This window comes from Porphyrobacter sp. GA68, from assembly GCF_022605525.1.
In the GTDB taxonomy this organism is placed as follows: Bacteria; Pseudomonadota; Alphaproteobacteria; order Sphingomonadales; family Sphingomonadaceae; genus Qipengyuania_B.
This window is the reverse complement of sequence record NZ_JAKQYJ010000002.1, coordinates 756,600-769,765: the sequence shown is the minus strand read 5'-3', so window position 1 is coordinate 769,765 and position 13,166 is coordinate 756,600. Positions and strand designations below refer to the sequence as shown.

General features: G+C 65.8%; 8 protein-coding genes. 7 read left to right on the top strand and 1 reads right to left on the bottom strand.

Features of this window, described 5'->3' with window-relative positions; genetic code table 11:
* Positions 1–44 precede the first annotated feature (44 nt).
* Positions 45–524 carry a peroxiredoxin gene (locus tag LHJ54_RS11480; RefSeq protein WP_228244039.1) on the bottom strand — a complete coding sequence of 160 codons (480 nt, stop codon included), beginning with the start codon at positions 522–524 and terminating at the stop codon, positions 45–47.
* Between the two features lie 173 nt (positions 525–697).
* On the opposite strand from LHJ54_RS11480, the gene ahcY reads away from it, so the two are divergent.
* From ahcY to addA, 7 genes are read left to right on the top strand one after another with little or no spacing between them, the layout of a single operon-like run.
* The gene (gene ahcY, locus LHJ54_RS11475) at positions 698–2,122 is read left to right on the top strand and encodes an adenosylhomocysteinase (RefSeq protein ID WP_228244038.1); all 1,425 of its coding nucleotides are present in this window, start codon (positions 698–700) and stop codon (positions 2,120–2,122) included.
* A gap of 54 nt (positions 2,123–2,176) precedes the next feature.
* Positions 2,177–4,525 (top strand): PAS domain-containing sensor histidine kinase, encoded by a 2,349-nt coding sequence (locus tag LHJ54_RS11470; RefSeq protein ID WP_228244037.1) that lies wholly within the window; start codon positions 2,177–2,179, stop codon positions 4,523–4,525.
* On the top strand, positions 4,525–4,968 hold the full coding sequence (tsaE, locus tag LHJ54_RS11465; protein WP_228244036.1) for a tRNA (adenosine(37)-N6)-threonylcarbamoyltransferase complex ATPase subunit type 1 TsaE: 444 nt from the start codon (positions 4,525–4,527) through the stop codon (positions 4,966–4,968). The genes LHJ54_RS11470 and tsaE overlap by 1 nt, the downstream gene beginning before the upstream one ends.
* Positions 4,965–5,939: an aminoglycoside phosphotransferase family protein gene (locus LHJ54_RS11460; protein WP_228244035.1), complete on the top strand. Its 975-nt coding sequence runs from the start codon at positions 4,965–4,967 to the stop codon at positions 5,937–5,939. The genes tsaE and LHJ54_RS11460 overlap by 4 nt, the downstream gene beginning before the upstream one ends.
* Positions 5,936–6,655, top strand: coding sequence for a nucleotidyltransferase family protein (locus tag LHJ54_RS11455; protein WP_228244034.1), 720 nt, complete (start codon positions 5,936–5,938; stop codon positions 6,653–6,655). The genes LHJ54_RS11460 and LHJ54_RS11455 overlap by 4 nt, the downstream gene beginning before the upstream one ends.
* On the top strand, positions 6,648–9,680 hold the full coding sequence (gene addB, locus LHJ54_RS11450; protein ID WP_228244033.1) for a double-strand break repair protein AddB: 3,033 nt from the start codon (positions 6,648–6,650) through the stop codon (positions 9,678–9,680). The genes LHJ54_RS11455 and addB overlap by 8 nt, the downstream gene beginning before the upstream one ends.
* On the top strand, positions 9,677–13,129 hold the full coding sequence (gene addA / locus LHJ54_RS11445; protein ID WP_228244032.1) for a double-strand break repair helicase AddA: 3,453 nt from the start codon (positions 9,677–9,679) through the stop codon (positions 13,127–13,129). The genes addB and addA overlap by 4 nt, the downstream gene beginning before the upstream one ends.
* Positions 13,130–13,166 lie beyond the last annotated feature (37 nt).

The window sequence follows — 13,166 nt, the reverse complement described above, 5'->3', positions numbered from 1 at the left end:
GCCCGAAAAGGCTTCCGGAGTGCCAGCGGGAGACGGTGAAGTTTTTACAATTGGCCCAGCAGATGCTCCGCGCTCGACACCTCGAAGGCGCCCGGCTGCTCCACGTTGAGTTCGCGTACGACGCCGTCATCGACGATCATGGACCAGCGTTGTCCCCGTTTGCCCATGCCAAAGCCGCTGCCATCCATTGTGAGACCGAGGCTTTCGGCAAAGTCACCGTTGCCATCGGCCAGCATGGTAACCGCGTCCGCGCCATTTTCCTTGCGCCAGGCGGACAGGACAAAAGCATCGTTGACCGCGGTGCAGGCGATTTCGTCCACACCCTTGCCCTTCAACGCGCCGGCCTGTTCGATGAAGCCGGGCAGGTGCTTGGCCGAGCAGGTGGGTGTGTAGGCGCCGGGAACGGAGAAAAGCGCGACCTTCTTGCCGGCGAAGTACTCGGCCGTCTGGATCTTTTCCGGACCGTTTTCACCCGCTTTCACGAGCTGCACATCGGGGAGCTTGTCGCCTACGCTGATTGCCATTGTCTGGAGTTCCTCTGGTTGAAGGGTTGTACCTGGCCGACCAGATAAAGGTGCCGCCGGGCAAAGCAAGCGGAGTGCTCCGGTTGCCCTCCTTCCGCCCTGGCGCTAGTGGCGGCGCCAACAATGCCGCGGCCGGCCTGCTTGCCGCAGGCGGTTTCTTGAAAGGATTTGCTTTGACCCGCACGCTCGACGCCAGCACGAACGACTACGTCATCAAGGATATCGGCCTTGCCCGATACGGCCGCGATGAGATCGCCATTGCCGAAACCGAAATGCCGGGGCTGATGGCGCTGCGCGAGGAATATGGGGTGGCCAAGCCACTTGCGGGGGCGCGGATCACCGGCTCGCTCCACATGACCATCCAGACCGCCGTGCTGATAGAAACCCTGACCGCTCTCGGCGCGGACGTGCGCTGGGCCACCTGCAACATCTTTTCGACGCAGGATCATGCGGCCGCTGCCATCGCCGATACCGGGGTGCCGGTATTCGCCATCAAGGGCGAAAGCCTGGCGGATTACTGGGACTATGTCGGCCGCATCTTCGACTGGTCCACCGACGAGGACCGGGATCGCACCGCCAACATGATCCTGGACGATGGCGGCGATGCGACCATGTTCGCTCTCTGGGGTGCACGTATCGAAGCGGGCGAAACCCTGCCCGACCCGCAGAACGCGGAGGAGATCGAGTTTCAGCGAGCTTTGAAGGCGTTCGTCGCCGATCGCCCCGGCTATCTGACCAAGTCGGTGCAGAACATTCGCGGCGTTTCCGAGGAGACGACCACGGGCGTGATGCGGCTGTACCAGATCGCCAAGCAGGGCAAGCTGCCGTTCCCCGCGATCAATGTGAATGACAGCGTCACCAAATCGAAGTTCGATAACCTTTACGGTTGCAAGGAATCGCTGGTCGACGCGATCCGCCGGGCGACCGACGTTATGTTGGCCGGGAAGGTGGCCTGCGTCGCCGGTTATGGCGATGTCGGCAAGGGTTCGGCGGCTTCGCTGCGCAACGGCGGCGCCCGGGTCATGGTGACGGAAATCGACCCCATTTGCGCGTTGCAGGCAGCGATGGACGGGTTCGAAGTGGTCACGATGGAAGAGGCCGTGAAGCGAGCCGACATCTTTGTCACCGCGACCGGCAACGAGGACGTTATCACCGCCGAGCACATGAAGGCGATGAAGCCGATGGCCATTGTCTCCAACATCGGCCACTTCGACAGCGAGATACAGATCAGCGCCCTGTCGAACTACGACTGGAAGGAAGTGAAGGAAGGGACCGACATCGTCACCTTCCCGGACGGCAAGTCGATCATCATCCTGGCCAAAGGGCGGCTGGTGAACCTGGGCTGCGCGACCGGGCATCCCAGCTTCGTGATGAGCGCGAGCTTCACCAATCAGGTGCTCGCGCAGATCGAGCTGTTCACAAAGGCGGGCGAATACAGCAACCAGGTGTACGTGCTACCCAAGCATCTCGACGAAAAGGTGGCGGCGCTGCATCTGGAGAAGCTGGGTGTGCAGTTGACGCAGCTGAGCCAGCGACAGGCGGATTACATCGGTGTGCCGCAAGCAGGTCCGTTCAAACCGGAGCACTACCGTTACTGAACCGCTCGCGCTTGCCTCTTGCGGAGGCCGGCGGTGGTGAATAGCGGCTAGGGGATGGAAATCTCCGCCACTGTGCTTGTGCTGATCGGCCTCCTGCTGGCGTTGTGGACAGCCGGAGCGGCTTGGCTGATGATCCGGGCAAACGCCCGGGTACTTGGGGCGGACACGGCGCGCCGTGCTGTGGTCCGCCTGTCACGGATCCTTGAGGAGGCGCCTGCCGTTCCGCTTCTTGTCCGGACTGATGGGCGCGTTGAGGCGCCGCAACGGCTCGCCCGCTGGCTGGGTCTTGAACGGATGCCGGAATACTTGACCGAGCTGGCGGGCGACGGCGAAAGCGGTCTGACCGAAGCGCAGGTGGAGCAACTCACCACCATGGTGCGCCGGACGCAGCGCACCGCCGCGCCGTTCAAGCTGGCCCTGACGCCGCCAGGGTCCAAGCGCACCCTGTCACTGCGCGGCGTGATCGCCGACCCGGAAATCTACCCCAGCGCGGCGGCTCTCGTGTGGGTGTTCGACTTCACCGAAAGTCATGAGGAACTGAACTACCTCAGGCAGGAAGCGGACCGCGCGCGCGGCGACTTCGCCGCGCTGGTTGGCCTGATTGAGGCTGCGCCGATGCCGATGTGGTTTCGCGGCCCCGATGCTCGCCTGCGGCTGGTCAACGGCGCCTATATCGAAGCGGTGAACGCGCCGAATGCGGAAGCCGTGATCGCCGAGCAGATCGAGCTGGTCGAGCCGCAGGGGGGTCGAAGCGCCTCTCAAACCGCTCAGCAGGCAGCCGACAAGGGTGCTCCGATAGAACGGATAGTGGCGGCCACTGTGCGGCAGGAACGCCGATCGCTCAGGGTCACTGATCTGCCGCTGGGGGCGGAAGGTATAGCCGGCTATGCCATCGACATCGAGGAGATGGAGGAGCAGTCGCGCCAGTTCCGCGCCTTTCGCGAGGCGCAGCGGCAGATGCTGGACCAGTTGTCGGTCGGCGTCGCCCAGTTCGATCCCCAGCGCCGGCTGACTTTCGCGAACCAGCCGTTTTACCGCGCATTCGCGCTGCCTCCCGCGGCGGTATCGGATCGCCTGCCGTTCGAGCAGGTCCTTTCGCTGGCGAGAGACGCAAACCGCACTCCGGTGGTGCGCGACTTTCCGTCATGGCGGCGCGAGTTGGCGGATTGGTTTGCGCTCAGCTCGGCCCGGGAAGAGGCCTGGCCATTGCCGGACAAGACGCACCTGCGCGTTATTGCCCAGCCAATGCCCGATGGCGGCCTGGTCGTTATCGCGGAAGACCGGACCGAACAGCTTGCCATGTCCGCCATGCGCGACACGCTGTTGCGTACACGCAGTGCGACATTCGACAACCTTTACGAAGCGCTGGCGGTGTTTGCGCCCAACGGAAAGGTCGAGCAGTGGAACCGTAGCTTCGCCGGGACATGGGGGCTCGACCCTGAACTGCTTGAGCAACATCCGGCGGCCGAGGAATTGTTGGCGGCGATCGCGCCCAATCTGCGCAATGCGAAGCAGGCCAAGGTCATAGGCACCACCATTCGCGCCGCCACCCTCGACCGGCAAAAGCGGCATGGCCGGGTGGACATGGCCGACGGGCGCACGCTTGAGTATGCAGGCATGCCGCTGCCCGACGGCAACGGAATGCTGACGGTGCTGGACGTCACCGCCGCGCGGCAGGCCCAGGCCGCCCTGCAGGAGCGCGCGAGGGCGCTAGAAGAGGCCGACGCGGTGAAGACCCGCTTCCTGGCGAACATGTCGTATGAATTCCGCACGCCGCTCACCTCGATCAGCGGCTTTGCCGAACTCTTGGCAAGCGGGTCGGCGGGCCCGTTGACAGAAACGGCGCAGGATTACGTGACCGCTATCCGGGATGCCGCGGGGCGGCTGATAGACCAGGTGGAAAATGTTCTCCACCTGTCGCAGAGCGAGGCGGGACTTCTGCCGCTGTCGAAGGAGCCCGTTGATCTGCTGCCTTTCATGACGGAGACGGTGCGTGCCCGGGAAAGCGACATCGTGGCTGCCGGACAGAAGCTGGATCTCAGGGGAAATCCCGGCCGGACGGTGTCAGCTGACCCGCAGCAGCTGCGCCGCGCGATCAGCCACCTTCTGGACAATGCCCTCAAGGCAACACCCCGGGGCGGCCGCATCCATATCGAACTCAAGGAGAAGGGGGACACCGTCCGGATCGTCATTTCCGACAATGGCCAAGGGATGAGCCAGGCGGAACTTGCCCGTGCAATCGACGGACTGCGGCCACTGACCGACGGGTCGGGGGTGGAGCGGCGACAGGGGCTGGGCATACCCCTGGCCCGCCAGTTGATCGAGGCGCATGGCGGCAGTGTGGACTTTCAATCACGGACCAACGTCGGCACCACTGTCACTATAACTTTGCCGCTGCAGTGATGACACTCGACCTGCCCGATCTGGACGCGATGGCAGCCTTGGGCCGCGCAGTTTCAGCCGTGCTGAGGCCGGGCGACGTGATTGCCTTGTCCGGGGCATTGGGGGCAGGCAAGACCACTCTGGCTCGCGCCATTCTGAACGGGGCGGGGTACGCCGGGGAGGTTCCGTCGCCAACCTTCACCATCATGGAACTGTATGAACCGCCAGCTGTCGATTTCACGGTTATCCACTCCGACTTCTATCGCCTTGCAGATGCTGGGGAACTGGAGGAGTTGGGTCTGTCGAGCCTGAGGGAGAATGCCGCCCTGATCGCGGAATGGCCGGAGCGGGTCGGCGGCTTCGGCCACGAGCCGGGCTGCCTTAGCATAGAGCTGCTATTGAAGAACGGGGGGAGAACCGCAATCGTGACCCGCGGGACCGACTGGGAAGGACGCAAGCTTTGACTGAGTTACCTGAAGGGGCAGCTGCCTTTCTCGAACGCGCGGGCTGGCCGGCCACGGCGGTGCGGCCGTTGCCCGGCGATGCTTCCTTCCGGCGGTACTACCGGATCTGGCGGGACGACGCCTCAGCGATGCTGATGCACGCGCCGCCTCCGCACGAGGATCCGGCCCCGTTTCTCCACGTGGGCCGCTGGCTGCTGGAGCGGGAGATCCGCGCGCCGATGATTATTGCCGAGGATGCCGCGCAGGGCTTTATCCTGCTGGAAGATTTCGGCGACGACCGGCTGCGCGAACGGCTCGACGCGGACAGTACCGTGGAGCGCGCCGCCTACGGCGAAGCCGTGGACGCGCTGATTGCGTTGCAGGGTCACGGGGCCGGACCTTTCCCGCCCTATGACTTTGCCACATACATGCGCGAAGTGGACCTCCTCGTCGAATGGTTCTGTCCAGCGAACGGGCTTGAGGTCGACCGCGCCAGCTGGACAACGGCGTGGGCTGTCGTGCTCGAACCGCTGCTGGAACGGCAGCAGCCAGGTGTGACCGTGCTGCGTGACTACCACGCCGAAAACATCATGTTGCCGCCCGCTGGCGGGCAGGGAATCATCGACTTCCAGGATGCACTGGTGGGTCATCGTGCTTATGATCTCGTGTCGCTGCTGCAGGATGCTCGCCGGGATGTGGCTGAGGAGCTCGAGTCGGCGATGCTGGACCGCTACATCGCTGCCGTGCAGCCGGGCGAGGACTTCCGGTCCGACTACGCCCGGCTGGGGGCGCAGAGGAACGCCAAGATCATCGGCATCTTCGCCCGTCTGGACCGCCGCGACGGCAAGCCCCGCTACCTGTCCATGATTCCGCGCGTGTGGGAACTACTTCAGCGCGATTTGCGTCATCCGGCCTTGCGCCCCGTGGCGGACTGGTTTGCCAGCAACATCCCGCCAGACATCCGCCGACAAGGCGGAGGCGCGTTGCCATGACCGCGAACCTTGCCAGCGACACGGCGATGGTCATGGCAGCCGGCCTTGGTAAACGGATGCGGCCGCTGACCGCGACTCAGCCCAAACCATTGGTGCGGGTGGCGGGCAAACCGCTCATCGACCACGCGCTGGATCGGCTGGCGGCCGAGGGGATTGCCCGGGCGGTCGTCAACGTCCACTACCTCGCCGATGCTCTGGAAGCGCATGTGGCTGACCGCGCCCGCCCCAGGGTGACGATTTCAGACGAACGCGATCAGTTGCTGGAAACGGGCGGGGGAATGGTGCGGGCACTTCCACATCTTCCCGATCCGTTCTTCTGCGTGAACTCGGACAACATCTGGCTAGACGGTCCGACCAGCGCGCTGACGGAGCTGACGCGGCGGTGGCGGTCCGACGAGATGGATGCGTTGCTGCTGGTCGTTGAACACGGCCGTGCGGCGGGGTTCCGGGGGCAGGGCGACTTTTCAATGGATGCAAGGGGCGGGCTGTCCCGACGGCTGCCCGGCCGGGTTGCGCCCTTCATCTATACCGGGATCCAGCTGGTTTCGCACCGCCTGCTTCGCGACGCGCCGGAAGGACCGTTCTCGACCAACGTTCTGTGGAACCGCGCGATGGAGGACGGCCGCCTGTTCGGCGTCGCCTTCTCCGGTCTCTGGTTCGAGGTCGGCACGCCGGAAGCAATCAAGCCAACGGAGGAGGCGCTGGCGAGTGCCTGAGCGCCCCGGCCCCACCGTCTATTCCATCGCTGCTCATCGCGGCTTTGCCGACGCCTTGGTTGCAGGGTTGGTGCCGCGCTACGAGGAGCCAGGTCTGGGTCTTGCGCGCCTGACCCTGTTATTGCCCAGTCGCCGGTCGCAAAGGGTACTGACCGAGGCGTTTACGCGGCTGTACGGTGCCCAGGGGCGCGGCGGGCTGTTGCTGCCGCGCATGGCAGTGGTCGGCGATCTCGATCTCGACGAAACGCTGGGCAGCCTGCTCGACCCTCTGGGTGCCGCCGACATTCCCCCTGCCGTCGATCCGATGCGCAGATGGCTCATGCTGGCCGATCTTCTTGCCGAGGAGATGGGGCGGAACGCTCCGGAAGGCGCGGCGCGCCTGCGCATGGCGCGACAGATCGGACAGACCATGGACCGGCTGCTGGTCGAGGAAATCGCGCCCAACGATCTGGTCGGGCCGCTAGTGCTTGACCTTCTAGGCAATCTTTCCACCCACTGGCAGCGGTCGCTGCGCACCTTCATCGGCGTGCAGGACCGGTGGCTCGCCCAATTGAGGCAGTGGGGGATGGTGGACGCGGCGCAGCGCCGCAATCTGCTGTTCGCACACGCCGTTCGCTGTTGGCGGGAGCGGCCGACCGACAGGCCGCTGGTCGCAGCCGGCGTCACCAGCGCCGCGCCCGCACTTGCCAGAATGCTGCGGGCAGTTGCGGACCTGCCGCAAGGGGCGGTGATTCTGCCCGACCTCGATCTCGCCTTGAGGCCGGAGGTCTGGGATGAGCTGGGCTGCGCTGGCTGCGCTCCGGGCGAAGGTGAACACGTCTTTGCCAGGGGTGATGCCGTGACGCACCCGCAGTACCATCTGAAGTTGCTCCTCAACCGGATGGGGGTGGCGCGCGAAGAGGTGCGGCAATGGCACCGGCGCGGTGTCCGAGCCGCGCCGCCAGAACGGACACAAGCGATCAGCGCGTTGTTCCTGCCCCCGGTCGCCAGCCGCATCTGGGTCGATCTTCCGGCCGGCAAGAGACGATTGGCCGGCGTCAGGACCATGCAGACCGCAAACCCCGACGCCGAGGCTCAGGCGATCGCGGTGCTGGCGCGGGAGGCTCTGGAGGAGCCGGAGAAGCGTGTCGCCATCATCACGCCAGACCGGTCGCTCGCGCGAAGGGTGGTGCAGCATCTGCGCCGCTGGAACATAACCGCCGATGACTCCGCCGGGCAACCGCTGACGCACACCGCCGCAGGCAGGCTGTTCCTGCTGCTCGCCCGTGTCGCGTCGGACCAGGCTGCGCCGGTCCCGCTGCTCGCGCTGTTGCAGCATCCGCTGGTGGGTGCAGGGACGGACCGGCGGCAATGGCTGGCGTTTACGCGCGAACTGGACCTGGCTCTGCGCAAACCGCGACCCGCGCCGGGGCTGCCGCCGCTCAGGCGCATCGTTGAACAACTCACCCGCCTTGAGGACCACTCCGCAATGCTGGATTGGTGGGGTGCGGTAGAAAACCGGCTGAATGCCCTGTTCGCCTGCGCATGCGAAGAGGAAGCGCCCTTGGCCGATCAGGTCGACTGCCTCGCCCGAATCGCGGAGGCGTTCTGCGGACTGGATCTGTGGGCGCGGGAAGATGGACGAGCGCTGTCCACCTTTGTGGAAGCGCTGCGCGAACACGCACGCGCGGCCGGTACCCGTCTTGCCCCGCGGCATCTGGCGTCGGCGTTGCGCGATGAAATGGAATGCATTGCCGTGCGCCCGCCATACTTGGGACATACCCGGGTGGCGATCTACGGCCTCATCGAGGCGCGCATGACCCGTGCCGATCTCGTCATCTGCGGAGGTCTCAACGAAGGCACCTGGGCATCACCGGCAGCACGCGACGCGCTGCTCGCTCCGGCGGTGCTACGGGCGCTTGGCGTGCCAGGCGTTGATCATCGTATCGGCCTGTCCGCCCACGATCTCGCCGGAGCGTTGGGCGCGCGTGAAGTAGTTTTGAGCCGCGCCCGCCGTGATGCGAGCGGTCCGGCTATCCCGTCGCGCTTCCTGCTGCGCGTTCAGGCTCTGCTGGGCGAGCAGGCGGAGGCGCACATTGATGCGCGTACTCCGCTGCTCGGCGAAGCGGTCGATGCGCCAAGGGCATCGCCCAAGCCGTACCCGCGCCCCGCGCCGCGCCCGACCGCCCAGCAGCGCGGCGTGGCAATCGCCGTGACCGCGCTCGACCGGCTGCGCGGCGATCCGTATCAGTTCTACGCCGGCGCCATTCTCGGACTGCGACCTCTGGACCGAATGGACGCCGAGCCGAGCCCGGCGTGGCAGGGCGAGCTGGCGCACAAGATCCTGGAGCGTTGGCACGCGGCGCGCAAAAGCGATCCGGCAGCCAGGCTTCGGCCGATTGCGTCCTGCGTGCTTGAGGAGATGAACGCCCATCCCGTCATGCGTGGATTGTGGCGGCCACGCCTTCTTGCTGCGTTGGACTGGGTGGAAAGTTCGATAGCGGCCGAGCCGCAACGCACCCCAATTGCAGTGGAGCAGCGCGGCAAAATGCGCCACCTTGACGTGCAGATACATGGACGCGCCGACCGGATCGACCGGATGCCTGACGGAACGCTGGCCGTAGTGGATTACAAGACCGGTCGCCCGCCCAGCCGGCAGATGGTGGCAAAAGGGTTCGCCCTGCAACTCGGCCTGATTGGCCTGATCGCGCGCAGTGGCGGGTTTGATGGCGTTCAGGGGGAGCCTGAGTGTTTTGAATACTGGTCACTTGCCCGATCGGAAAAGAGCCGGACAGGCTTTGGCTTCGTCGACACACCGCTGAAGATCGGAAGCAGGAAGACGGGGCTTGAACCGGAACAGTTTCTGCCGCTCACAGAGCAATACCTCGCTGACGCGATCACGCGCTGGATCAAGGGCGATGAACCATTCACCGCCCGGCTGGAACCCGATTACCAGGGCTACAATGATTACGATCAGCTGATGCGGCTGGACGAGTGGCAGGCGATTGCCGAGGCACCTTCTGCCGCGGGAGAGGCGGCCGCATGAGCGGGAGGGTTTATCGGCTGGAAGGCGCACAACGCGCAGCCGTCGACCCTATGGAAAGCGTCTGGCTGTCCGCTTCGGCGGGCACGGGCAAGACGCAGGTTCTGTCCGCCCGCGTCCTGCGCCTGTTGCTGAGACCGGACACTCGGCCCGAAGAAATCCTCTGCCTGACCTTCACCAAGGCAGGTGCGGCGGAAATGGCGGTGCGGGTGAACGAGGTTCTGGCGCGATGGGTACGTCTGCCGGATGAGGAGCTTGGCGCAGAGCTGATCGCTGTCGGCGCGCCCATCGATCAGGCCACGCGGGATCGTGCGCGGTCCCTGTTTGCCAACGTGCTCGATACGCCGGGCGGTGGACTGCGCATCGATACGATCCATGCCTTCGCCCAATATCTGCTGGCCAGTTTTCCTGAAGAAGCACGGCTGACGCCCGGCAGCCGCCCGATGGAGGATCGCGAGCGCGACCTGCTCTCCCGCCAGGTGCTTGCCGATATGCTGACCGAGGCCGAGCGGCACGACGACGTGAACACCCTGACCGCGATCGAGGCGTATAGCTGTCGCTACGGCCCGGACGGGGTGCGCAAGTGGCTGATGCGCTGTGCCGAAGCCATCGATCTTTGGTGCGGGCCGAACGCCTGGGTGCCGCCATTCCGCGACCGCGTGCACCGCACACTGGGGTTGCCCGCTACGGCAACGCTGATCGATGCGGCCACATTGTGCGCCGATGACCGCTTTCCGGTAGGTCATTTGCGGCAGATCAGCGAGGCGTTGCGTGGCTGGGGCACAAAGACGGGACTGTCTGCAGCAACCTTCATCGACGGCTGGCTGGCGGAAGAACCTGCGGCGCGATTGGCGTCGCTGGACGAATTCAACACCACAATCTTCAGAAAGGATGGGGAGCCGCGCGCCTTTGCCAAGATCGAGGCGGGGGATCCGGAATTCGGCGCGCGGTTGCACGATGTTGCGCAGGCGGTGCGCGGCATACGCGAGTTCCTGAGCCTTCTCGCGCTGGCCGATTTTCTCACCCCGGCGCTGGAACTGGGCCGCAGCTTTGCGCTTCGGTGGGAGGAGGCAAAGGAGCGGGAAGGCCTGGTCGATTTCGATGACCAAATCCGTCTCGCCGCGCGGCTTCTTGAGGACAGCGACATGGCGGCGTGGATCCGGTACAAGCTGGACCGCCAGTTCGACCATGTCCTGATCGACGAGGCGCAGGACACAAACGCGGACCAGTGGGCGATCATCTACGCTCTGATCGATGATTTCTTCAGCGGATTAGGCGCGCAGGACGGCAAGGTCCGCACCATTTTCACAGTTGGCGACTACAAACAGGCGATCTTCGGTTTTCAGGGGACGTCGCCGCGCAACTTTGCGGAGGCACGCGACCGGGTGGCCGGATGGATGGCCAGCACGGCGGAGGCTGCCGCACAACTGCGCGGCGGACCCCAGCCGCGCTATCTTCAGGACTACGACCTTGACCAGAGTTACCGCACGGCTGCGCCGATCCTGACATTTGTGGACCGGGCCATAGCCGCGGTAGGTCCGCAGGAGTTCGGACTTGATCACGCAGCGGAGCCGCACCGCGGCATGGAACGGCCCGGTCTCGTGACCCTCTGGAACCCTGTTGCGACGGGCGGCGATGGCGATGAAGAGGCGGACGAAGGCGAACAGGACTGGCTTGCCAAGCACGACCGGCAAATGGCGGACCGGCTGGCGCAACAGATCGCCGGGTGGTTGCGCGACGGATATCCGCTGCACAAGCCCGCAGTGGCCCGCAACGCCGGGCCGGGCGACATCATGGTGCTGGTGCAGCGGCGGCGCGATCTCGCCGCGCTGATCGTGGCGCGGCTGCATGCCCGGGGAGTTCCGGTCGCCGGGGTTGACCGGCTGCGGCTGGGCAATCCGCTGGCGGTGCGCGATCTGATGGCGGCGCTGCGGTTCGGCGCGCAGCCGCTCGACAATCTCACACTGGCAGCGCTGCTAGTATCTCCGCTGCTGGGTTGGACACAGGATGATCTGCTCAGCTACGGCTATCGCCCGGAAGGCGTGCCCCTGTGGCACCACCTGCGCGACAGCAAGGAGCCGGCGGTGCAAGCGACGGTCGCGCAACTGCGCGACCTGCTCGCGAGGGTGGACTATGAAACACCGCTCAGCCTGCTGCACTGGATCCTGGTCGGACCGTGGTCGGGCCGCCGTTGTCTGGTGGAGCGTCTGGGCCACGAGGCGAATGATCCGATCGACGAGCTGCTGAACGCTGCCGAGGCGTTCGGCGCGACCCAGTTCATCAGCCTGCAGGGCTTTATCCACTGGTTCGACGCAGGCGACGGAGAGCTGAAGCGCGAGGCGAGCGAGGCCGGCGGCCAGGTGCGGGTGATGACCGTGCACGGGTCCAAGGGGTTGCAGGCGCCGATCGTGGTTCTGGCCGATGCAACCGGGGTTCCGGGCGGCGCGGGTCAGCTGACTTTGACCGAACCGCTGCCGCCGTCAGCCGACGCCTCGCCCCCCGTTCCACTGCCGCCGCTCGGAAAGGACGAACGCGTGGGCCCGGTCGCCGCCGCATACGCGGCCGCGACCGCTGCCCTTATGCAAGAACATTGGCGGCTGATGTATGTCGCTATGACTCGGGCCGAGGAGGCGCTGTTCATCGGTGGATCGCTGACGCCGCGGGAAAAGGGGCAGCCCCACCCCGACAGCTGGTACGCCCGCCTGCGGCCGCTGTTCCGGGAAGAGCCGGTGGAAGACGCGATCTGGGGCGCTCGCCTGGAATGGGGCGTCGCGCCGGCACCCGTCAGCACGGCGCCGCGTGCCGCGCAAATTGTACCGCCGGCGGTGCCTGACTGGCTGCTGAGTCCCGTGGCGCCCGAACCGCGTCCGCCGCGCCCTCTCGCGCCGTCAGGGCTCGGGGACATGGAAGCGCCGGACCCACCGTTTGCGGCAGACGCGGGGGCCGTTGCTGCCCGCCGTGGGGTGATGATCCACCGGCTGCTTGAAAGGCTGCCTGACGTGGAGGCGGCCGAGCGGGACGAGCGCGCCCGGATGTGGATGGACCGTCAGGCGGCTGATCTGCCGAAGGACGTGCGGGATGAGGTCGTGCGCTGCGCCTTGGCGGTTCTGCAGGAGCCAGGGTTCGCTGAGGTGTTCGGCCCAGGCGCGCTGGCGGAGGTGCCGTTCTCGGCCGTCGTCGGCGGAGCGGTGGTCGCAGGCTCTGTGGACCGGCTGCTGGTGACGGACGAGGTTGTGCGGGTGGTCGACTACAAAACCGCCCGCCGTCCGCCGGAGCGGGTCGAAGACGTGCCCCCAACGACCTTGCGGCAGATGGCCGCCTATGTCGCCGCGCTGGAAGTGATCTACCCAGGCCGCCGGGTGGAGGCCGCTGTCCTCTATACCCAGAATGCGCGCCTGTTCACCCTTCCCGGCAGCGTGCTGGAACCATTCACGGGCGATCTTGCTGGTTGAGGAAGGGTCATTGGCAATCGCGCGCCAGACCACCAGA

What these genes read in the sequence shown, in the direction of transcription:
- addA (WP_228244032.1), top strand. Translation starts at nt 9,677, where the DNA reads ATGAGCGGGAGGGTTTATCGGCTGGAAGGCGCACAACGCGCAGCCGTC.
- tsaE (WP_228244036.1), top strand. Translation starts at nt 4,525, where the DNA reads ATGACACTCGACCTGCCCGATCTGGACGCGATGGCAGCCTTGGGCCGC.
- LHJ54_RS11470 (WP_228244037.1), top strand. Translation starts at nt 2,177, where the DNA reads ATGGAAATCTCCGCCACTGTGCTTGTGCTGATCGGCCTCCTGCTGGCG.
- LHJ54_RS11455 (WP_228244034.1), top strand. Translation starts at nt 5,936, where the DNA reads ATGACCGCGAACCTTGCCAGCGACACGGCGATGGTCATGGCAGCCGGC.
- LHJ54_RS11480 (WP_228244039.1), bottom strand. Translation starts at nt 524, where the DNA reads ATGGCAATCAGCGTAGGCGACAAGCTCCCCGATGTGCAGCTCGTGAAA.